Origin of the sequence: Tardiphaga sp., assembly GCF_044336785.1 — a bacterium.
In the GTDB taxonomy this organism is placed as follows: domain Bacteria; phylum Pseudomonadota; class Alphaproteobacteria; order Rhizobiales; family Xanthobacteraceae; genus Tardiphaga.
The window spans coordinates 1-21562 of the sequence record NZ_JBIIOT010000084.1 but is presented as its reverse complement, the minus strand read 5'-3'; the positions used below and the strand labels follow the sequence as shown (position 1 = coordinate 21562).

16 protein-coding genes and 2 tRNA genes are annotated in these 21562 nt (G+C 62.2%); 16 read left to right on the top strand and 2 right to left on the bottom strand.

What is annotated here, in order from left to right; translation table 11 throughout:
* The first annotated feature begins 57 nt into the window (after nt 1-57).
* Nucleotides 58-7866: a calcium-binding protein gene (locus ACIQ2A_RS20200; protein WP_398482627.1), complete on the top strand. Its 7809-nt coding sequence runs from the start codon at nt 58-60 to the stop codon at nt 7864-7866.
* Nucleotides 7867-8816: 950 nt separating this feature from the next.
* On the opposite strand, the gene ACIQ2A_RS20195 is transcribed toward ACIQ2A_RS20200, so the two are convergent.
* Nucleotides 8817-8891 (bottom strand) — tRNA-Thr (locus tag ACIQ2A_RS20195).
* Nucleotides 8892-9151: 260 nt separating this feature from the next.
* Here ACIQ2A_RS20195 and ACIQ2A_RS20190 point away from each other — a divergent pair.
* The 4 genes from ACIQ2A_RS20190 to ACIQ2A_RS20175 all read left to right on the top strand — a co-directional run bounded on the left by ACIQ2A_RS20190 (nt 9152) and on the right by ACIQ2A_RS20175 (nt 12018).
* Nucleotides 9152-9358, top strand: a complete 207-nt coding sequence (locus ACIQ2A_RS20190; protein ID WP_398482625.1) for a hypothetical protein — start codon at nt 9152-9154, stop codon at nt 9356-9358.
* 31 nt (nt 9359-9389) lie between these two features.
* Complete coding sequence (locus tag ACIQ2A_RS20185) at nt 9390-11081, top strand: FAD-dependent oxidoreductase (protein ID WP_398482623.1); 1692 nt, start codon at nt 9390-9392, stop codon at nt 11079-11081.
* Nucleotides 11082-11093: 12 nt separating this feature from the next.
* Nucleotides 11094-11402 carry a UBP-type zinc finger domain-containing protein gene (locus ACIQ2A_RS20180; RefSeq protein ID WP_398482621.1) on the top strand — a complete coding sequence of 103 codons (309 nt, stop codon included), beginning with the start codon at nt 11094-11096 and terminating at the stop codon, nt 11400-11402.
* Nucleotides 11403-11511: 109 nt separating this feature from the next.
* Nucleotides 11512-12018 carry a hypothetical protein gene (locus tag ACIQ2A_RS20175; protein WP_398482619.1) on the top strand — a complete coding sequence of 169 codons (507 nt, stop codon included), beginning with the start codon at nt 11512-11514 and terminating at the stop codon, nt 12016-12018.
* A gap of 6 nt (nt 12019-12024) precedes the next feature.
* On the opposite strand, the gene ACIQ2A_RS20170 is transcribed toward ACIQ2A_RS20175, so the two are convergent.
* Nucleotides 12025-12696, bottom strand: a complete 672-nt coding sequence (locus ACIQ2A_RS20170) for a TetR/AcrR family transcriptional regulator (protein WP_398482617.1) — start codon at nt 12694-12696, stop codon at nt 12025-12027.
* A gap of 99 nt (nt 12697-12795) precedes the next feature.
* On the opposite strand from ACIQ2A_RS20170, the gene ACIQ2A_RS20165 reads away from it, so the two are divergent.
* The 11 genes from ACIQ2A_RS20165 (at nt 12796) to fahA (ending at nt 21308) form a co-directional block, all read left to right on the top strand.
* The gene (locus ACIQ2A_RS20165) at nt 12796-13734 is read left to right on the top strand and encodes an SDR family oxidoreductase (RefSeq protein WP_398482615.1); all 939 of its coding nucleotides are present in this window, start codon (nt 12796-12798) and stop codon (nt 13732-13734) included.
* A gap of 8 nt (nt 13735-13742) precedes the next feature.
* Nucleotides 13743-14408: an NAD-dependent epimerase/dehydratase family protein gene (locus ACIQ2A_RS20160; protein ID WP_398482613.1), complete on the top strand. Its 666-nt coding sequence runs from the start codon at nt 13743-13745 to the stop codon at nt 14406-14408.
* Nucleotides 14409-14545: 137 nt separating this feature from the next.
* Nucleotides 14546-15835 carry a UDP-N-acetylglucosamine 1-carboxyvinyltransferase gene (gene murA / locus ACIQ2A_RS20155; RefSeq protein ID WP_398482611.1) on the top strand — a complete coding sequence of 430 codons (1290 nt, stop codon included), beginning with the start codon at nt 14546-14548 and terminating at the stop codon, nt 15833-15835.
* 18 nt (nt 15836-15853) lie between these two features.
* The gene (locus ACIQ2A_RS20150) at nt 15854-16291 is read left to right on the top strand and encodes a DUF2948 family protein (protein ID WP_398482609.1); all 438 of its coding nucleotides are present in this window, start codon (nt 15854-15856) and stop codon (nt 16289-16291) included.
* A gap of 249 nt (nt 16292-16540) precedes the next feature.
* Nucleotides 16541-17836 carry a histidinol dehydrogenase gene (gene hisD, locus ACIQ2A_RS20145; RefSeq protein WP_398482607.1) on the top strand — a complete coding sequence of 432 codons (1296 nt, stop codon included), beginning with the start codon at nt 16541-16543 and terminating at the stop codon, nt 17834-17836.
* Nucleotides 17833-18330, top strand: a complete 498-nt coding sequence (locus ACIQ2A_RS20140) for a UPF0262 family protein (protein WP_398482605.1) — start codon at nt 17833-17835, stop codon at nt 18328-18330. Before hisD ends, ACIQ2A_RS20140 begins: the two co-directional genes overlap by 4 nt.
* 68 nt (nt 18331-18398) lie before the next feature.
* A complete protein-coding gene (locus tag ACIQ2A_RS20135; protein WP_398482603.1) occupies nt 18399-18857 on the top strand; it encodes a low molecular weight phosphatase family protein in 459 nt (152 codons plus the stop codon).
* 138 nt (nt 18858-18995) lie between these two features.
* Nucleotides 18996-19619, top strand: a complete 624-nt coding sequence (locus ACIQ2A_RS20130; RefSeq protein ID WP_398482601.1) for a Maf-like protein — start codon at nt 18996-18998, stop codon at nt 19617-19619.
* Nucleotides 19609-19791: a DNA gyrase inhibitor YacG gene (gene yacG, locus ACIQ2A_RS20125; RefSeq protein ID WP_398482599.1), complete on the top strand. Its 183-nt coding sequence runs from the start codon at nt 19609-19611 to the stop codon at nt 19789-19791. Before ACIQ2A_RS20130 ends, yacG begins: the two co-directional genes overlap by 11 nt.
* A gap of 135 nt (nt 19792-19926) precedes the next feature.
* A tRNA-Phe gene (locus ACIQ2A_RS20120) sits at nt 19927-20002 on the top strand.
* Nucleotides 20003-20030: 28 nt separating this feature from the next.
* Nucleotides 20031-21308, top strand: a complete 1278-nt coding sequence (fahA, locus tag ACIQ2A_RS20115) for a fumarylacetoacetase (RefSeq protein ID WP_398482597.1) — start codon at nt 20031-20033, stop codon at nt 21306-21308.
* The last annotated feature ends 254 nt before the right edge of the window (nt 21309-21562 follow it).

The window sequence follows — 21562 nt, the reverse complement described above, 5'->3', positions numbered from 1 at the left end:
TCGCTTCTTCTTCGTCAGAATCACTATTACCTCGGATCTTACACATCAAACGGGGTCGTGATCGTAGCCGGGCCTGGAATAGATATTCTGAGGGGCAGCCCAAATGATGACTATCTCCTCGGGGGAGACGATGAAGATACACTCACTGGATTCCTCGGAAAAAACTATCTCGACGGCGGGAAAGGCAAGGATACCGTTCGCTACGACGATTTGAATGGCGCGACATTCGAATTTGACGGAGCGAGCGGCGCGCCGAACAGCCAAGTTTCATCGGGTGGGAGCGACCCATACTTCGGAATTAAGCGCAATGGGCAAACGGATATACTGCATTCTATAGAGGAATTGTACCTCTCCGACGGTGCTGACACGATAGAGGTAAAGTCGACTGTGAACCTTTCAAAAGCGCCTTTATTTAATGGCGGCGCTAATCCAAGTGGCACTTCAGACGTTTTAGATCTTTCCGCCTTCACCGCACCGTTAGTTATGAAAGATAGCGGAGTGACCGGAGCAACCGGAACTCTGAAATTTAAGAACTTCGAGAAATTTATTGGCTCGGCTAAAGCTGACAATCTAAGCGCCGCCTCATCGTCTCTGCAAATTGTCGATGGTGCCGGAGGCAACGACACAATTACTGGCGGGGCCACAAAAGTCGCTTTGATAGGCGGCGACGGAACGGATCAATTATTCGCCGGTAGCGGAGGCGCGGTCCTTGATGGCGGTGTCAGCAATGGTGAAGGTGATCGTTACGTCGGCGGCAAAGGGGCAGACGTCTTCGTCATCGGCAACGGTACGCATATCAAGCAAGGGACCGACGCGAAGTTCAACATCAGCAATGCTGGAGACGATGATCGACTGGTATTACGCCTAGCAAATACAGTCGGCGCGAGCGACGCATCCGCTCTGACAAGAGGCATTGTCCTAACAGGAGGTATCCAGCCGCTTGACTGGAGTTTCGACGGCGTCATTTACGATACTCCTAAGGTCAAGGATAAGGACCACGTCAGAGCCGTATTCTCGACATCTGCCGTCTCGGCCACAATCATCAAGGTGGTCAATCCGGGAAGTCCAGCCGACTCAGCTGTCGTCACCAACCGAAGTCTGTCTTCGCTACGCTCCGATATCGGTGACTTTACGGTCGAGTACGACTGGGACAAGAAGGCCAACACGCTCGATGTGAAGATCACGACGGCGTACGGGGACTTCCAGGTTCACGTCGATGGCTACCAGAACGGTCAACTGGGACTGACGTTCATTAACAAGAACGAACCTATGGACTCGGTGGGCTTGATCAACCGGGATCCAGTCGGGCCGCTGCAAAGCGCTTGGGACGGCTACAAGGCTGCCATGCAGGGCCTTGCTACAGCGGCTCAGTTGATCGACCTGCCTTCGCCCGGAGACCTCGCCGATGGCAATGCCGTGAAGGTCGAGCCAACGGCTCCAAGTAGCGGATATCTTCCGAATTATGGCAGTACATTCGATCCGGCTGAAGGTAAACAATTCGACACCGGCAATCCACATGACCCTAAGGGGCCGAAGAAGTCGCCGATCAACAGCGGCAAAAGTCCTTTGAAGACGAGCGATCCGATTGTGCTCGATCTCACAGGAAACGGACTTCACCTCACCGATGTCGAAATGTCCGAAACATACATCGATTTCAGCGGCTCAGGCTTCGCCGAACGGACTGGCTGGGTCGATCAGCAGACCGGCATTCTGGTCGACGTCAACGCGCCGACCGCTTCGGCAGCAGGCGCAATCCTGGGTGCTGCCACGAACGACGGCTTCGGTGCCCTTCAGGCGTTCGACACGAACGCGGACGGCCGGGTCTCTCAGGCAGACGTGGCGTCCGCGTCATTGCGCGTGTGGGTCGATGCAAACGGTGACGGCAGGATGGATTCTGGCGAGTTGTTGACGCTGCAGGAAGCCGGTATCGCTTCCATTAATCTGTCCCATCAGCAGTCATCGAACAGCATCAACGGCAATAGCGTGACGGGGACCGGGTCTTTCACACGTGCCGACGGCTCCATCGGCGATCTCTTCCAGGTGGCGTTCAAAACGGATACCCTACTCACGCGCGCGGTCGTTCCGCCTGGCTTCACGATCTCGGCAGCCGCAGACACGCTACCGGCACTGACGGGCTATGGCCGGGTCGCCGACCTGAAGATTGCAATGACACTCGATCCGGCCCTACTGATGGCCGTCAAAACCCTCATCCTCGATTCGGGGGCGATGTCCGGTCAGGCCTTCGACGATGCCTTCGAAGGACTGGTCCAGACGTGGGCAGGTGTCCGCAGCGTGGATCCGGCGGGGCACGATCCTCTCGTGAATGCGCGCCATCTGGCGATGGTAGAGAAGTTCTTCGGGCAGAGTTTCGCCGAAGCAAACGATCCTGGGGCTGAGCTGGACGAGCAGACCGCCGCTCGTATCGAACAAGCTTACTGGACGATTATCGATGCCATGAAGGTTCGTTTCGTGGCTTCCTTGCCGGAAGCCGCCTTGGCCAATGGTATGTCCCAGGCTGCGGTCGCGCAGCATCCGCTTGCGGCGATCGCCGCGGCGATTCAGTTTTTCACGACCGACGACGCGATCACTGTGAACTTTGCGAGTCTGCTGCAATCGACATTCGCCGCGGCTCCGACGAATGGTCCTGGGAAGCAGGCTTATTTCGACTACGTGTCGCGTGTAATCGGTGCTTTGAGCGGAGACCTCTTTGGGTCGGACCGTCAGGCGCTTGTCCAAGCCCTTCAGTCCGCCGCGTCCTCGGCCGGGCTTCCGAGCGGTTGGGTCACCCTCGTATCAGCCGGAATATTAACCGGCAGGTCGCTGACGGCTTCTGGAAGCGGAGTGATCGGCACCGGTGGCGATGAGATCATCTTCGCGGGCGCTGGCAACGATACACTCACCGGCGGCGGTGGCGCCGATCTTTTCGTATACTCTTCAGGAGATGGTAACGTCGCGATCATCGACGGCTTCGGTGCATCTGGACTTCTGCTGACAGACCTTTCGCAGTCTGATGTCGCCTACGCTCGCGTCGGTGACGACTTAGTCCTTCACGTCACCGCGACCGGCCGCACGATAACGCTAACCAATCAGTTCGGCGGCAACGGTGTACAGAATGTGTCGTTCTCCGACGGCAGCGAACTCAGCCAGTGGCAACTGGCGGCTTTGGCAGGGCAATCCGGCTATTTCGTTGGTACGGCAGGCAACGACGTGATCCTGCAGCCAACATATACCGGCGAGACCTACACTCTGGGGCATGGTGACGATCTTCTCCAGGATGGTTCCTCCAGCGGTAGCACGTTCGTTTATCGGTTGGGTGACGGCAATGACACCTACGACGTCACGGATACGGGGCCATCGACCAATCGAATCAAGTTGTCGGACCTCGGATCATCGGACATCACCTTCGCCCGCGATGCGGACGATCTGATCATCACCGTGACCTCGACGGGTGAGACGATCACGGTGAAAGCGCAGTTCGTCGACGATGCCAGCGGCATCGGTGCGCTGGAGTTTGCAGACGGCACCGTCTTGACTAGGCAAACCATTAATGAGACCGCTCTGACTTCCACGCCGGGCTATCTGATCGTGCTCGATACGCACGATCAGACGATCTACGGCGACGGGCGCCCTCACTCGTATCTTTACGCATCGACCAGCGGTAACGACGCGATCTATTCGGCGGAGAGCTCTTCCAAGATCGTGTTCACCGACATAGCATCCACCGCCGTCACGCTGTCGCGGCCGGATGGAGGACGGGATCTCGTCCTGACGGTCAATTCCACCGGCAAGACGGTCACCCTGGGAGGCAAGTTCGGCTACAGCGGGGACGGTTCGTTCGAAGAGATCCGCTTCTCGGATGGCATCGCCTGGACAACTGCCGACATCAAGGCGGCGCTTCTGGCGCAAGGAACGTCAGCGCCCACGGGCTCTATCTACGGGTATGACGGCGAGGACGACACCATCGTTGCCGGCTCGGGTGACAAATACCTGAACGGTAAGGGTGGAGCCAACACCTATGTCTATTCATCCGCGGGCGGCAACGATGTGGTCGACGATGCGAGCGGCGCGAACTCGCGTGTCGTCTTCGCGGACATCGCATCGTCGGAGGTTTCCTTCCTTCGCCAGGGCACGTCCAACGATCTGTCGATGACCAACACGACGACGGGACGCGGTGTCCTCGTTCGTGGCGCCTTCTACCCCTGGAATTCGATCAAAACGATCCAGTTCTCCGATGGCGTCACCCTATCGATGAACCAAATCCAGGATAACCTTCTCGCACAGGCGAGCGCGGCGGTCAGCGGATACGTCTATGGCTATGGCGGCCGCAACGACACGATCGATGCCGGCGCGGGCGACAAGTATCTGGACGGTGAAGGCGGGCGCGACGTCTACGTCTACGCGGCCGCGACCGGCGGAAACGTGGTCATCGACGACGGAGGCGTCGCCTCTTCACTGAGGCTGACGGATCTCGACGCGACCGATGTTACCGTTTCCCGGCCCGATGACGGTTCTGATCTTGTGATATCGATCGGGGCTACCGGGAAGACCATTACGATCGTTGGCGAATTCAGCGACTCTGGATTCGGAGTTTTGAAATCGATCGACTTTGCCGATGGCACTTCATGGATGAAGTCCGATGTCATCGCGGCATTGTCAGCGCCCAACGTCATGACTGGGACCATAGGGAACGACAACCTTTCATTGCCCGCCACGGGCTACACGATCACTCCAGGCAAAGGTGATGATTATCTCAACGTCACCGGTTCGGGCGCCGACCGGATCGTGTTCGCGCGCGGGGACGGCCACGACGTGCTGGACAATTCCGGATCCGGGTATCAACGTGACGATACCCTGGTCTTACGGGGGGTAAACCCAGGCGACGTAAGTCTGACCAGGTCAGGAGACAAACTGATCATCTCGGTGCCGGCGACAGGAGACTCCTTCACGGTCAATTCGCAGTTCTACAACGGCGGGACATCCGTCTACGGCATCAACCAGATCGCTTTCGCTGATGGCAGCACATGGGATCGGGCTGCCATCTCGTCGGCGGCCAACGCCGTGCATTTCGGTAGAGGCCAGGGACAATTGACGATCGCTAACACGACCAGCCAGGTCGTGTTCGGACCCGGTATCTCCCGCAGCGATCTGATCTTCCGTCCGTATGGCAGCAATGGATTGATCATCGCGCTCCGGAATAGCGCGGACACAATCACGATTCCCGACGCGCTGACGCAGAACGCATGGGGAGCTTCGAGCTCCGTTGGAATCCTCGGCTTTGCTGATGGCTCGACAATGGTCCTCGGCCAGCCTTCGCCGGGACAAGGTTCGGCGATCCCGTTCGAGATTGCGGCGACCCAGCCCGGACAGTCGCTGGTTGGCAGCAGCCACGGCGACAACGTGTTCACCGGCGTAGTCGGCGGCGACATCACGTTTGGTCAGTTCGACAACACGGTGAGTTTTGCGGAACTGCCGCGGAATACCAGCATTCATCTGAACGGCGGCCATGGAGCTATGCTGTTGCCTTTAGGGGACGCTACCGCCGTCTATTATCAGTCTAACGGGAACGGGGACCTGTTCATCCGCTTTGTGGGCTCAGATCAGTCGATAACCGTCGCGCAGGCTCTGGCGGCTAACCCGTGGGGCGTTTCGAGCAGCATCCGCTACATCGGACTAGGCAACAACTACATCCCTTTGGGGCAGCCCTTTGCAGGCCAAGGGCTCCCGATGACGTTCACCTGGTATGCGGAGGGCAACAACTTCAACCTCGGAGGAAGCAATTTCGGCTCGAACGTGTTCGAGATCATTGCCGGCGGCGGCGGCATCTCGTTCGGAAACCGTCCGGACACGTTCAACACCGTTTATTACCGTCCCGGCGCCGGCAATCTCGATATCAACGTGAACAACGGCGTCGGCGGCATCACCATGTTCGGTTTCTCGATGCCGGATGTCTATTGGCAGGCGAACGACTACGGCGATCTATCTGTCAGGATTCGCGGAAGAGACTCTTTCGTTCTGGTACATAATGCATTGAGCATCGATCAGAGCGGTCAGGTCCAAAGTGCCGTCGAATATGTCGCGACGACGGACGGCCAGAAGGTCTATTTTGGCGAGACCGCGCCGCAAGGGCAGGGCGCGATCACCTTTACTTGGCTGGGCAACGGCAACAATTACTATCTCGGCGGCAGCAAGTTCGGTTCAAACGTTTATGAATTGACCGCGGGCGCCGGCGGCGTCCGTTTTGGAAACGCCGGCGTGCTCGGCACGAATATGATCAAGTACGGCAATACGGCCGGGTCCGCCGATGTGGACCTGAACGGCGCAACGGGGAGCATCTTGCTTGACGGCGGTTTTTCTGTCGGCGATGTCTACCTGCAGGCGAACGGGTGGCATGACCTCTTCGTGCGGTTTCGAAGCAACCCAGACAAGCAGATACTCGTCCACAATGCGCTTACAAGGGATGCCGCCGGCCACGTGTTGAGCGGAATCGAGGCGCTGTCCTTCGCCGACGGCACGATCCTCCAACTCAGTCAGACAGCGTCCCATCCTGCTCCAATCACGTTCACCTGGCTCGGAAGCTCGAACAACTATAATTTCACCGGAAGCGCCGATGGTCGTAACGTATTCGAGCTTACCGGCGGCAACGGTAGCCTGACACTCGGCGCCTCAGGCGGAAATACTCTTCGGTACGAGGCCAGCGCCGGCTCAGCGGACGTACAGGTCAATAACTCGGTTGCGGAGATCGAGTTCGGTAGCGGGATCGCAGCGGGTGACGTGTATTTGCAGGCGAACGGCTATCGCGATCTGATGGTGCGGTTCAGGAGCAATCCCGACAAGCAGATACTCGTCCACAACGCTCTGACGACTTCCCCCGATGGTCGGGTCGTGTCGGCTATCGATGAGCTGTCGTTCGCGGACGGTACCGCCCTTCACCTTGGGCAGGACACCACACATTCAAGTCCGCTCACCTTCACGTGGCTGGGCAACGGCAATAATTACAATCTCACCGCCAGCAGCCAGGGGTCGAACGTGTTCGAGATCACGGCTGGGGGCGGAAGCGTCACTCTGGCCAATCTGACGGGGGTGGCGGGCTCTCCGGTGAACCGTATCATCTACAATTACACGGCCGCTTATGCGCACGTGAATCTGAACGGCGGTCAAGGTCTCCTGCAGTTCGGTCAGGGCATCACTGCCCAGGACGTCTACCTGCAGGCCAATGGATACGGCGACCTGACGGTCAACTTTCGCAGCGACGGATCGAAAGGTCTCAACTTCCACAACGCTCTCAGCACGGGGCCGTCTGGAACAACAAGTGGCCTCACTTCAATCAATTTTTACGACGGGACAGTCCTCACTTTGGGGCAAGGTGCGCCCATGCCTTTCACGTGGATCGGCGGCCAGTACGCCAGCATGTCGGGCAGCAATTTTGGGTCGAACACGTTCGAATTCGGCGCGGGACCGGAAACGGCCTCGGGCGGCGACATCGAGAACCGCTATCTCGTTGGTTCAACCAGCGGGCAAGCCTCGATCTACGCCAACCAGACGAACGGCTCGGTCGACAAGTTGGACTTCTCGGGGAGCATCGAGCACGACGATCTCTGGTTCAGGCAGAGTGGCAACGACCTGCGGATCGACGTCGTCGGGAGCAACACGAATGCCACCATCAAGGACTGGTTTGCGGGAAGCTCCCGCGAGCTCGACGAGATCAAAGCCGGGGGGCTCACGCTCGACAATCAGGTTTCCCAGCTCGTACAAGCGATGGCCTCGTTCACGTCGACACACCCGTCGTTCGACCCCACATCGACATCCGCCTCTATGCCGCAGGATCAGTCTGTCCAGAGCGCCATAGCGGCGGCTTGGCACGCCTGATCCAAGATCGCCGCTCGAAAAGGCGCCGATCGGTTGCGTTTGCAGCCGATCGGGCGCCGGAGATGCAACCATCGTCGAGGTCGTAACGGGGCGAGACGCGTGGCGGATGCCCGCTGTTCATTGTAGCCAAGGCTTCCAATGAAGGGTTTCGATCTTCACAATTTTGGAGCGCCAGGCGACCAGGCAGAGAAGCCGGCTTGCGCGGGGAGGTTGTAATGTGGCGCGTCAGAGCGGCTTCTCCTTGCTTTCGCGGCAGGCCCGGCGCGCACGCTCCGGCATCCCCCGGCGCCTCGGGCTCTCGTTAAACGCCACGACATGTCCGACTGAGCGCCGAAGCCTTTCGTCATGCGCTCCCATCGTGGACCGGGAAATCCGATCGTCGCCCGGTCGTGTATTCAGACCACCAAAGTGATGGGCATCCACCGCCCGTTTCGAGCGGGGGAGAGAACGATGGGCCGCGATGGACGGTGAACGTGACAGGTCTCGCCGTCAGGGCGCGGCCTTCAGCGAGGTGCGAGGCGGCTGGAAAGCGATGGCTCCTGTCGGCAGACGGCTTCACCAGCGGGTCTCCGATTCGCCGCTTGGGGGTGGGGCAGCGAGGGACGCTCCGGCAGTTGTCACGGCGCATCTTCAACGCCAGGCATTCTCGCTCGACGGTTCCTTGGAGCGACGCCCAGCGTCTTGGCGTGCGGACCGCTGGGGTGCCGTGTAGCTCGCCTGGCCCGTCGTGTGGATCGATCGCCCGCTGGCGCGAAGCGTCTCCGAGACAGGACGGTCTCGCGATAGCGAACGAAGTCCGAACACCTGTGCCAAAACTGTGCCAGCTGACACAGAGCTTCACGATCTGTTCTGGTCGAAACAGCTCAATCTGCTTGAAACTGACCTCAGCGAAGGCCGCGCAGAAACCTCGATAAGTGTATGTTTAAGCTGAGCATTTTCTTCGAAGGGAATGGTGCTGCCAGACAGGATTGAACTGTCGACCTCTCCATTACCAATGGAGTGCTCTACCACTGAGCTACGGCAGCGTGCTGGTTGCGGGAATCGGCCCTGAGGGCGGCCCACCAAGCGAGGCGTTCTCTGCCACACCCTCTTCCATGGTGCAAGCGCGGGACGGCATTCGGCGGCATCATTATGAAGGATTTGTACGGGACAGCGTTTGTCACCGGTTCCGGCTGCCGGCTTTTCCGGCACGACGCGCGAATGAACGCGGCTCGTTCAGACCGGCGAGGGATGCTAGAAGAGTATCCAGATCGCTGAATTCCCCACTGTTCTGTAAAGCCGCTGCATGGCCGACCGTCCACCCCAAAGCCCGAATGAGCGCGATCAAGCCCGCCAGGCGCGCCTGCGTCAGGCGCTGCGGGACAATCTGAAAAAGCGCAAGTCTCAGCTGCGCGGCCGGGCCGATCTGGCCGCGGCAGAAGCCGGGGTGTCATCGGAACCGGATAGAGCTGCGGACGATCGTTCAAGATCGGACGCGCCCGACCGGGAATAATCGGCCCCATTCAGCAGGTAGGCGAGAGTCCATGGACCCGAACAACATCCCCGAACACAAAAAGGTGGCGATGCTGACGCCGCGCTATGACCAGACCTTTCCGTCGCTCACTGCTGCCGAGATCGAGCGGATGCGCCGGTTCGGCGAGATCGCTCTCTATAAAGATGGCGACATGCTGTTCGAGACCGGCAAGCCTGGCCCTGGCATGTTCGTGGTGCTGTCCGGCCATGTCTGCGTCACCCAGCGCGACGGCTTCGGGCGTGTCTCGCCGGTGGCGGATCAGTGCGCCGGGCAGTTTCTGGCCGAAATCGGCCAGCTGTCCGGCCGCATGGCGCTCGTCGATGGCCGTGCCGAAGGCGATGTCGAGACGCTGCTGATTCCCCCGGAGCGACTGCGCGCATTGCTGGTGGCCGAAGCGGATCTCGGCGAGCGCATCATGCGCGCGCTGATCCTGCGCCGGGTCAATCTGTTGCAGGGTGGCGTCGGCGGTCCGGCGCTGATCGGCTCGGCCACGGCTAGCGACATGGTGCGGCTGCAGGGCTTTCTCACCCGCAACGGCTATCCCTATCACCTGCTCGATCCGCAGGTGGACAAGGACGCCGGCGACGTCGTGGCGCGCTATGCGCCGTCGCCGCAGGAATTGCCGCTCGTGGTGGTGCCGGATGGCTCGGTGCTGCGCAATCCGACTCTGTCGGCACTGGCGCATGCCATGGGCATGCTGCGGCCGATCGACAGGGACAAGGTCTACGACGTCGCCGTCGTCGGCAGCGGTCCTGCCGGTCTGTCGACGGCCGTGTATGGCGCGTCCGAAGGGCTCTCCATCGCGGTGTGCGATTCGCGCGCATTTGGCGGGCAGGCGGGCGCCAGCGCGCGGATCGAGAATTATCTCGGCTTCCCCACCGGCATTTCCGGCCATGCGCTGACGGCGCGCGCCTTCAATCAGGCACAGAAATTCGGTGCCGATGTGATGATTCCGGTCACGGTCGGCCAGCTGGATTGCTCGCGCAAGGATGGCTTGTTCGGCCTTGCGCTGGATGATGGCGAAGTCCTCAAGGCGCGGTCGATCGTGATCGCGTCGGGCGCGCGCTATCGACGACCGGAGATCGACCGGCTCAAGGATTTTGAAGGCCGTGGTGTCTGGTATTGGGCGTCCCCCATCGAAGGGCGGCTGTGCAAGGCGCAGGAGGTGATCCTGGTCGGTGGCGGCAATTCGGCCGGGCAGGCGGCGGTGTTTCTCGCCGGCCAGGCGGCCAGGGTGCGGATGGTGATCCGCGGCGGCGGGCTCGCGGCCTCGATGTCGCGCTATCTGATCGACCGCATCGAATCCATGGCGAATATCGAACTGGTCTTCAACACCGAAGTCGTCGCGCTGGATGGCGATCCCGAGGCCGGCCTGTCGCGGGTCACGCTGCGCAGCCGCCTGTCAGGCCAGGACGAGACGTCCGAGATCCGCAATCTGTTCCTGTTCGTCGGCGCCGATCCGGCCACCGACTGGCTGGCCGATTGCGGCGTGACGCTGGATCGCGGCGGCTTCGTTCTCACCGGTGTCGCCGCAAATGGCCGCGCGGTGCAGGCGCTGGAGACCTCGGTGCCGGGCGTCTATGCGGTGGGCGATGTGCGCTCCGGCTCGGTCAAACGCGTCGGCGGCGCCATCGGCGAAGGCGCGCAGGTGGTGGCGGCACTGCATGGCTTTCTCGGCGATGCGTCGCGGCCGACTTTGTAGGAGAAGCGAGCGATGACGATCCGCTGCACCCATGTCTCCGGCATCCGCGATGTGACGCCGAGCGCGCTCGGCTGCGAGGACTGCCTCAAGATCGGCAGCACATGGCTGCATCTGCGCCTGTGCCGGACCTGCGGCCATGTCGGCTGCTGCGACCAGTCGCCGAACCAGCACGCCACCAAGCATTTTCACGCGACCAGGCACCCGATCATCGAAGGCTATGATCCGCCGGAAGGCTGGGGCTGGTGCTATGTGGACGAGGTGATGTTCGACCTGTCGGACCGGATGACGCCGCATAACGGACCGATCCCGCGCTATTATTGAGGCCCCTGGTGCGAATGGCCGTAAATTCGTGCAAGTGCCATTCGCTTCACCGTTGCTAAATATCAAGTCCGCACCCTAGATTTGAAGCCTTCCAAGGCAGGGGGGCATTATGGTTCTGGGTATGAGTCTTGCGACGTTCACGCTGCTGCATGTGGTGATCAGTCTGATCGCCATTGTCACCGGCCTCATCGCCATGGTTGGTCTGCTCAAATCCCGGCCGATGCCCGGCTGGACCGGCATCTTCCTGCTGACCACGATCCTCACCAGCGTCACCGGCTTCTTCTTTCCGGTCGACAAGCTGCTGCCGTCGCACGTGATCGGCATCATCTCGCTGGTGCTGCTGGCGATCGCCTGCCTCGCGCTCTATGGCCGCGGTCTCGCGGGATCCTGGCGCTGGATCTATGTGGTGACCGCGATGACCTCGCTCTATCTCAACATCTTCGTGCTGATCATCCAGAGCTTCCTGAAGGTCCCGCCGCTGCACGCGCTGGCGCCGAGCGTGCCGCCCTCCGAACCGCCTTTCGCGATCGTGCAGGGCATCGTGCTGGTGCTGTTCGTTGCGGCAACCTTCCTTGCGGTCCGGAAGTTTCGTCCGCTGCAAGGCGGTTTGGCCTGAGCCCGGTCAGGTTTTGCTCCCTGGCGCGGGCGATTCATCGAGGATCGCCCGGATCTCGGCAAAGGTGCGCCTGATCAGTTTTTCCGGCCGTTCGCCGGCATCCTGCGCCAGCCAGATCTCGCCGCCGATCCGCATCGCGCCCGTCGTGATCATGGCGACCAGCCGCGCCTGCAATGGTCCGGAGGGCCCTGTGGCGCGATCGCCGAGGGCGGCCGCGATGGCGCGCTCCATCTTCTCGTATTTCACATGATCGCGCGCGCGCAGCGACGGCGTGCCGTGCTTCAGGCGCGCAATGGCGATTGCCTCCGAGCTCTCGAGCTGCTGCGCCATCGACAGCAGCGCATTCTCGGCCGCCAGCAGCATTGGCTCGTCGGCAGGGCGGGCGGTGATCGAGGCGACGAGGAAATCCGTGCTGGCGTCCTGCCAGGCGAGAACCAGGTCTTCCTTCGACGCGAAATGATGGAAGAAGCTGCGGCGTGAGATTTCTGCGGCCGCGGCAATGTCGTCCAGCGTGGTTTCCTCGAAACCGCGCTTCAGGAACAGCTCCATGGCGACCTTGGTCAGCCGCTCGCGGGTCTGCTGGCGCTTGCGCTCGCGCAGCCCGGTCGGCGGCGTGGCAGCGGCAATCGCCGATTTCGCCTGTGTTGTCTTGGGCTTGGCCGGCTTCCTGGCAGTCACGACAATCCTCGATCTGCACCTATTGCAAGTTTGCACTGAGTGCATATTTATGTCCGGCGGCTGCACCGCGCAACACTTCTCGTTCGTGGAGATATAAGCATGACGGACTGGAGCATTGACCACATTCCGCCCATGGCCGGCAAACTCGCCGTGGTCACCGGGGCGACCGGCGGGCTCGGCTTTGAAACCGCGCTGGCATTGGCCGGGGCTGGCGCCGAGGTGGTGCTGACCGGGCGTAACGACGCCAAGGGCTCTGAGGCGATCGACCGGATCTGTGCCCGTTATCCCGACGCGATCATCAGCTACGAGCAGCTTGATCTCGCCAGTCTTGACTCCGTATCGGCCTTCGCGCGCCGGTTCGGCGCGATGTACAAATCGCTCGATCTCCTGATCAACAATGCCGGCGTGATGGCGCTGCCGGTGCGGCAGACCACGGCCGACGGTTTCGAAATGCAGTTCGGCACCAATTATCTCGGGCATTACGCGCTCACCGCGCGCCTGCTGCCGCTGCTCCGCCGCAGCAAGGCGCCGCGCGTCGTCAATCTCAGCAGCCTCGCGCATCGCACCGGCATGATCGATTTCGACAATCTGCAAGGCACGGTGTTCTACAAGCCGATGCGCGCCTACAGCCAGTCGAAGCTTGCGATGCTGATCTTTGCCATCGAGCTTCAGCGTCGCAGCGACGCTGGCGGCTGGGGCATCATGAGCAATGCCGCGCATCCCGGTTATGCGCGCACGGATCTCATCGCCAACGGTCCGGGCCGTCGCGGCATCCTGTGGCAGGCGAGCAAGGTATTGCAGCCTCTGGCGAGCCATTCCGCCGCCGCTGGCGCCATGCCGACCCTGTTTGCGGCGACATCGCCCGATGCCGATATTGCCAGCTATTACGGACCCAAGCGGTTCTTTGAAATGAAAGGTCCTCCGTCGCCGGCCAAGATCATGCCGCAGGCGCTGGATGCTGCCGTCGCCGCTCGGCTGTGGGATGTCTCAGCCGCGCTTGCGGGTGTGTCGTTCGATCAACGCGCGATCGCGGCGTGAGGTCTGCCATGAAAGTCATTGTCTTCGGTGCGACCGGCATGGTCGGGCAGGGTGCGTTGCGCGAATGCCTGCTGGATCCCGGCGTCGAGCGCGTGCTCGCAATCGGCCGCACGCCGACGGGGCAGCAGCACGCGAAACTGCGCGAGATCACGCACAAGGATCTGTTCGACCTGTCGGCCATCGCGTCGGAGCTGACAGGCTATGACGCTTGCCTGTTCTGTCTCGGCGTATCGTCGCTGGGGATGAACGAAGTGGAGTATCGCCACATCACCTATGACATGACGCTGGCTGTCGCGGACAGGCTGGTCCGGCTCAGCCCGGCGATGAGCTTTGTCTATGTCACCGGACAGGGCACCGACTCGTCCGAGCAGGGCAAGGTGATGTGGGCGAGGATCAAGGGCAAGACCGAGAACGACCTGCTCAGGCTCCCCTTCAAGTCCGCCTACATGTTCCGTCCCGGCGGCATCCAGCCGCTGCACGGCGTCCGCTCCAAGACGGGGTGGATTCAGGCGATCTACAATGTCACCGCGCCGCTGTGGTCGCTGCTGAACCGTATCGCGCCGAATTACGTCACCTCCAGCGAGAAGCTCGGACGCGCGATGATCCGGTCGGTGCGCAACGGTTATCCGAAACCCGTGCTGGAGACGGCCGATATCAACCGGCTTGGGGCATAACGGGCCGATTCGGCCCTTTCTCCCCAATCCGGTTCCCATCGAAAAGCCGCAAATGCGAAGCTTTTGCGCAAACGGGTCTGTTAGACCCGGGGCCATTGGCTCTATATTCCGGGGCTCAGCATTCAGCGGGAATCAGTATGGATCGCATTCGCATCGTCGGCGGCAACAAACTCAATGGCACGATCCCGATCTCGGGGGCGAAGAACGCCGCGTTGCCGCTGATGATCGCCGCCTTGCTGACCGACGAGACGCTGATCCTCGACAATGTGCCGCGTCTCGCCGACGTCGCGCAGGTGCAGCGTATTCTCGGCAATCACGGCCTCGACATCATGTCGGCCGGCAAGCGCCCGGGCGATCATGAATATCAGGGGCAGACCCTGCATATTTCCGCTGCCAATATCATCGACACCACGGCACCTTACGAGCTGGTCTCGACCATGCGCGCATCGTTCTGGGTGATCGCGCCGCTGCTGGCGCGCATGCACGAGGCCAAGGTCTCGCTGCCCGGCGGCTGCGCCATCGGCACCCGTCCGGTGGACCTGTTGATCATGGCGCTGGAAAAGCTCGGCGCCGAGCTGGCCATCGATGGCGGCTATGTCATTGCCAAGGCGCCGGGCGGCCTGAAGGGCGCCGAGATCGATTTCCCCAAGGTCACGGTGTCCGGCACCCATGTGGCGCTGATGGCAGCGACACTGGCCAAGGGCACCACGGTGATCACCAATGCGGCCTGCGAGCCGGAGATCGTCGATGTCGCCGATTGCCTGAACAAGATGGGCGCGCGCGTCAGTGGCGCCGGCACGCCCACCATCACCATCGAGGGCGTCGCCAAGCTGCATGGCGCCCGTCACACCGTGCTGCCGGATCGTATCGAGACCGGTACCTATGCGATGGCGGTGGCGATGACCGGCGGCGATGTGCAGCTATCCGGTGCACGGCCGGAATTGCTGCAGTCGGCGCTCGATGTGCTGGTGGAAGCCGGTGCCACGGTGACGCCGAACAATGAGGGCATCCGCGTGACCCGCAACGGCGCCGGCATCAAGGCCGTCAATGTTGCAACGGCACCGTTTCCCGGTTTCCCGACCGATCTGCAGGCACAGTTGATGGCGCTGATGACGACGGCCAAAGGGTCGTCGCACATCACCGAGACGATCTTTGAAAACCGCTTCATGCATGTGCAGGAGCTGGCCCGGTTTGGCGCGCGCATCCATCTGGATGGCGAGACCGCGACCATCGACGGCATCGGCAAGCTGCGCGGTGCGCCTGTGATGGCGACGGATCTGCGCGCATCGGTGTCGCTGGTGATCGCCGGCCTCGTCGCCGAAGGCGAGACGATGGTCAATCGCATCTATCATCTCGACCGCGGCTTCGAGCGGCTGGAAGAAAAGCTCTCGGCCTGCGGCGCGCAGATCGAGCGGATCAGCGGATAGTGTTTTGAAGGGGACATCGTGACAGGTCGACGCAAACTCATAGCCTTGGATGCGGACGACCTCGCGGTGATCTCTGCGCATGTGCAGGATGCCGAGGTCGTCGTCAGCGATATCGTCTGGCGGCCCGGTGAAAAGCGCCTCGTCATCGGCCTGAACCGGCTCGACTGGGACCAGTCGATCTCCGGCGACGTGACGTCGCGCCGGCTGCTCTCCGCACTGCGCTTCGACCGCGTGCTGGCCTGTAAATCCCGCGATATCGATCTCGATGGCGGGGATGTGACGCTGAAGCTGCTGGGTATCGAGTTCAATGAAAGCGAGGCGCCGGGCGGCAATGCCCTGCTGCTGTTCGACGGCCGCGGCGCACTGCGGCTGGATGTCGAATGCCTCGAATGCGAGCTGGCGGATCTGGGGCCGGATGAGCTCGGCGGTGAGGAAGAGGCGGGGCTGGAAGCGTAGCGCGGATCCTTTCCCTCCCCCAAGCGGCGAAGCCGCGCAGCGGGGAGGGTGGATCGAAGCGAGCGTTCAGCGAGCATCGAGACGGGTGGGGTGCTTCCGCAAACTCTGACGTCACGTGGGGACCCCCACCCCGGCCTTCGGCCGACCCTCCCCACAAGGGGGAGGGTTAAGAAGCCCCAGCCGTGACGCCACCGACCACCCGCGCCATTGAGCAGGGGAGCCGCTTTCAAGCTCCGCCGGGATACCACAATGCCACTTCGCCTCGATGCCGCCAGCGCTGATTTTCCTCAGCGTTTCAAAGCCTTCCTTGCCATGAAGCGGGAGGTTGCCGCCGATATCGAGGCGGCTACCCGGGCGATCGTGGATGATGTCGCTGCACGCGGCGATGACGCATTGCTGGAGGCCACCCGGAAGTTCGACAAACTCGACCTGCAGGCATCGGGCCTGCGCGTCACGCCGGCCGAAATCGATGCCGCCGTCGCGGCGTGCGACGCCGAGACCGTGGACGCGCTGCGCTTTGCGCGCGACCGCATCGAGCTGTTCCATCAACGCCAGATGCCGAAGGACGAGCGCTTCACCGATGCGGCGGGCGTCGAGCTCGGCTGGCGCTGGAGCGCCATCGAGGCGGTCGGCCTCTATGTGCCCGGCGGCACCGCCGCCTATCCGTCGTCGGTGCTGATGAATGCCATTCCGGCCAAGGTGGCCGGTGTCGATCGCGTGGTGATGGTGGTACCGTCGCCGGGCGGCAAGCTCAATCCGCTGGTGCTGGCCGCAGCCAAGCTCGGCGGGGTCTCGGAAATCTACCGCGTCGGCGGCGCGCAGGCCGTGGCGGCGCTGGCTTACGGCACCGCCACCATTGCCCCTGTGGCGAAGATCGTCGGCCCCGGCAATGCCTATGTGGCCGCTGCCAAGCGACAGGTGTTCGGCCGCGTCGGCATCGACATGATCGCGGGCCCGTCCGAGGTGCTGGTGGTCGCTGATGACACCGCCAATGCCGACTGGATCGCCGCCGATCTGCTGGCGCAGGCGGAACACGACACCAATGCGCAGTCGATCCTCATCACCGACAGCAAGCGCCTGGCCGATGATGTCGTGCTGGCCGTGGAGGCGCAGCTCGCCACGCTGCCGCGCGCCGACATCGCCCGCGCCTCGTGGGAGGAATTCGGCGCCATCATTCTGGTCGACCAGCTCGATGCTGCGGTGCCGCTGGCCAATGCGATCGCGGCGGAACATCTCGAAGTCATGACCGCCGATCCGGACGCGTTCGCCGCGAAAATCCGCAATGCCGGCGCCATCTTCCTGGGCGGTCATACGCCGGAGGCGATCGGCGATTATGTCGGTGGCTCCAACCATGTGTTGCCCACGGCGCGCTCCGCCCGGTTCTCCTCGGGCCTCGGCGTGCTTGACTTCATGAAGCGAACGTCGATCCTGAAGTGCGGGCCGGATCAGCTGCGAGCGCTGGGACCGGCTGCGATGACGCTGGGCAAGGCCGAAGGTCTGGATGCCCACGCACGGTCCGTTGGGTTACGTCTCAATCTGCAATGAATGATTCCTCCGCAGCCGGGAACGACACCAATAATCGCATCGTGGCGGTGACGCTCGATGAGGAATCGATCGGTCGTTCCGGGCCGGATATCGAGCATGAGCGCGCGATCGCGATCTACGACCTGATCGAGGAAAACCTGTTCGCGCCGGAAGGCGCGGCGGCGGGTCCGTTCACGCTGCATATCGGCATCACCGGCAGCCGGCTGATGTTCGACATCCGCAAGGAAGACGGCACGCCCGTGGTTGCGCATCTGCTGTCGCTGACGCCGTTCCGCCGGATCGTGAAAGACTATTTCATGATCTGCGACAGCTACTACCAGGCCATCCGCACCGCGACGCCGGACAAGATCGAAGCCATCGACATGGGTCGCCGCGGCATCCATGACGAGGGTTCGCGCACGCTGCAGGAACGGCTGTCCGGCAAGGTCCGCGTCGATTTCGAAACGGCGCGGCGGCTGTTTACGTTGATCTCCGTCCTGCACTGGAAGGGTTAAGCATGGCCCGGAAAAGTGGATGCCGGTTTTCCGCAAAGGCCATGCTTTCTTCAAAAAGGGCGTAGCCCGTGTCGGCGCCGCCTGTTGTGCGAACGCCACAAGCCGTGTTGTTCGCCTGCGGGCAGAACAGCGTCCGCTCGCCGATGGCGGCGAGCCTGCTGCAGCAGATGTTTCCGCAGAAACTCTATGTCCGCTCCGCCGGCGTGAAGAAGGGCGAACTCGATCCGTTCGTCGTCGCTGTGATGGCCGAGATGGGGCAGGATCTGTCGAAACATCGTCCCATGACCTTCGAGGAGCTCGAGGACTGGGAGGGGATGAATTTCGATCTCATCATCACTTTGTCCCCGGAGGCGCATCACAAGGCGCTGGAGCTGACGCGGACCATGGCGGCGGATGTGGAATACTGGCCGACGGTGGATCCCACGGACACCCAGGGCAATCGCGAGCAGAAGCTCGCCGCGTATCGGGAGGTGATGGACGGGTTGTCGATGCGGATACGGAAGCGGTTTGCGCGGCCGAAGCCGTGAGGGGGCTTGCTCCGAGTTCCTGGTTGTCATCGCCCGCTTTCGCGGGCGGTGACAGGTGGAGTTGACGGCTGGCAGCGGTTGCCGCCGCCCACCCCTTCCGATACGTTCCGGCCGCAATTTCAGGATCAACATCCCCGCATGCTCGGCCGTCCCAAATTCGTTCTCGCCTCCGGTTCGCCCCGCCGTGTCAGCCTGCTCAATCAGGCCGGTATCGAGCCCGATGCGCTGCGTCCGGCCGATGTGGACGAGACCCCGAAGCGCGGTGAACTGCCGCGCGCCTGCGCCAATCGCCTGGCCCGCGCCAAGGCCGAGGCGGCGTTGAAATCGGTCCAGCTCGATGACGAGCTGCAGGGGGCCTTCATTCTGGCCGCCGATACGGTGGTGGCGGTCGGTCGCCGCATCCTGCCCAAAGCGGAACTGGTGGACGAGGCCTCGCAGTGTTTGCGGCTGCTGTCCGGCCGCAATCACCGCGTCTACACCTCGATCTGCCTCGTCACGCCGAAAGAGGGGTTTCGCCAGCGCCTGGTCGAGACCCGCGTCCGTTTCAAGCGGCTCAGCGAGGACGATATCTCGACCTATATCGGCTCGGGCGAGTGGCGCGGCAAAGCCGGTGGCTATGCGATCCAAGGCATTGCGGGGTCCTTTGTGGTGAAACTGGTCGGCTCCTATTCGAGCGTGGTCGGCCTGCCGCTGTATGAAACCACCGCTCTGCTCGGTGGCGAGGGTTTCCCGATCCGTTTCGGCTGGTTGAATGCAAGCTAAGGCCCCAGGCGCGGTCCGCGCCGCAAAACCGTGCCCGATCTGCGGCGAGCCGTCGATCGAGGCATCAAAACCGTTCTGCTCGGAGCGCTGCCGCGACGTCGATCTCAATCGCTGGCTGTCCGGCAATTACGCGATTCCGGGGCGTCCGGCCGAAGACGACGACGGCGAATAGGCCCGTTGCCGCGGGCACGGGCTTCCGCCTTGTTTTGTCGGCAAAATTCTCTCTGTAAAATCGCTGTCATGCGGGTGGACAGCGCCGGTTTGCCTGACTATAAACCGGCCGCTCACCCGGCCTTGCCGGGTCGGCGCCCAGGTAGCTCAGTTGGTAGAGCATGCGACTGAAAATCGCAGTGTCGGTGGTTCGATCCCGCCCCTGGGCACCATCGGCTCCTCAAGCCGGTGTCTTGCTCCATGCACTCCCCTGAATTGCACCCCAACGACCCCTCCCTCCGTTCTTTCATCGCGACTGATCCGGCATCGGATTTTCCGATCCAGAACCTGCCTTATGGCGTGTTCTCGACAGCCGGCACGCCGCCGCGGGTCGGTATCGCTATTGGCACATTCGTGCTGGATCTGGCGCTGCTCGAGGCCGAAGGGCTGGTCGATGTCGGTGGGCCTGTGTTTGCGCAGCCGTCGATCAACGCTTTCATGGCGCTGGGCCCCAAAGCGTGGACCGCGACACGGGCGCGGATCAGCCAGCTGCTGCGCCATGATCATCCGGAACTGCGGGACAATGCCGGGCTGCGCCAGCGCGCGCTGCTGCCGCTGGCCGATGTCACGCTGCATCTGCCGTTGCAGGTGGCCGGCTTCACCGATTTCTATTCGTCGAAGGAGCACGCCAGCAATGTCGGCGTCATGTTCCGGGGCAAGGACAATGCGCTGCAGCCGAACTGGCTGCATATGCCGATCGGCTATAACGGCCGTGCCTCCACGGTGGTGGTCAGCGGCACCGAGGTGCATCGCCCGCGCGGCCAGCTGAAGCCGGCGGATGCGGCCGTGCCATCCTTCGGCCCGTGCCGGCGGCTCGATTTTGAGCTGGAAATGGGCGTGGTGGTCGGCCAGCCCTCCGCCATCGGCGGCATGCTCACCGAGGCGCAGGCCGAGGCGATGATCTTCGGCTTCGTGCTGCTCAACGACTGGAGCGCGCGCGACATCCAGCAATGGGAGTATGTGCCGCTCGGCCCGTTCCTCGCCAAGGCCTTTGCGACGTCGATCAGCCCGTGGATCGTGACGCGCGAGGCGCTGGAGCCGTTTCGCCTCAATGGTCCGGTGCAGGACCCGGTGCCGCTGCCGCATCTGCAGCAGCACAGCGCGCAGAATTACGATCTTCAGCTCGATGTCGATCTGCGCGCGTCGGGCGCATCGGAGCCGGCGGCGCTCTGCAGCACCAATTTCAAATACATGTACTGGTCGTCGGTGCAGCAGCTGATGCACCACGCCTCGAGTGGTTGCGCGATGACTGTCGGCGATCTCCTGGGCTCCGGCACCATCAGTGGTCCCGCGCGGGATCAGCGCGGCAGCCTGCTCGAAATCTCGTGGAATGGCGCCGAACCATTCGATCTGCCCGGCGGCGGCCAGCGCACATTCCTCGAAGACGGCGACACGCTCACGATCCGCGGCTGGTGCCAGGGCGACGGCTACCGCGTCGGTTTTGGCGCAGTCGAAGGGACGATCGTCCCGCCGAACTAATCCACGAGGCTTATTTCAGACGACCACTGTCCTCATGGTGAGGAGCGCGCTTATTGGCGCGCGTCTCGAACCATGGCGTGTGTCGCCCATCCCTTGCGAATGGCTTCGCCATTCGCTGGGAGACGCCGGGCAAACGCGCGGCTCCTCAGAGTCTGACTCATAAAGCGATGGGGTATTTTTGGCTGGACTTGCTCGGGACAGTAATCCCAGCTCGCTTCTCCGTCCCTCATCCTGAGGAGCCGCGCAGCGGCGTC

Excerpts from the sequence above, each read along its gene's own strand:
- hisD (WP_398482607.1), top strand. The coding sequence starts at position 16,541 with ATGCCACTTCGCCTCGATGCCGCCAGCGCTGATTTTCCTCAGCGTTTC.
- ACIQ2A_RS20190 (WP_398482625.1), top strand. The coding sequence starts at position 9,152 with ATGGCCGACCGTCCACCCCAAAGCCCGAATGAGCGCGATCAAGCCCGC.
- ACIQ2A_RS20130 (WP_398482601.1), top strand. The coding sequence starts at position 18,996 with ATGCTCGGCCGTCCCAAATTCGTTCTCGCCTCCGGTTCGCCCCGCCGT.
- yacG (WP_398482599.1), top strand. The coding sequence starts at position 19,609 with ATGCAAGCTAAGGCCCCAGGCGCGGTCCGCGCCGCAAAACCGTGCCCG.
- fahA (WP_398482597.1), top strand. The coding sequence starts at position 20,031 with ATGCACTCCCCTGAATTGCACCCCAACGACCCCTCCCTCCGTTCTTTC.
- ACIQ2A_RS20160 (WP_398482613.1), top strand. The coding sequence starts at position 13,743 with ATGAAAGTCATTGTCTTCGGTGCGACCGGCATGGTCGGGCAGGGTGCG.
- ACIQ2A_RS20180 (WP_398482621.1), top strand. The coding sequence starts at position 11,094 with ATGACGATCCGCTGCACCCATGTCTCCGGCATCCGCGATGTGACGCCG.
- ACIQ2A_RS20140 (WP_398482605.1), top strand. The coding sequence starts at position 17,833 with ATGAATGATTCCTCCGCAGCCGGGAACGACACCAATAATCGCATCGTG.
- ACIQ2A_RS20185 (WP_398482623.1), top strand. The coding sequence starts at position 9,390 with ATGGACCCGAACAACATCCCCGAACACAAAAAGGTGGCGATGCTGACG.
- murA (WP_398482611.1), top strand. The coding sequence starts at position 14,546 with ATGGATCGCATTCGCATCGTCGGCGGCAACAAACTCAATGGCACGATC.
- ACIQ2A_RS20175 (WP_398482619.1), top strand. The coding sequence starts at position 11,512 with ATGGTTCTGGGTATGAGTCTTGCGACGTTCACGCTGCTGCATGTGGTG.
- ACIQ2A_RS20165 (WP_398482615.1), top strand. The coding sequence starts at position 12,796 with ATGACGGACTGGAGCATTGACCACATTCCGCCCATGGCCGGCAAACTC.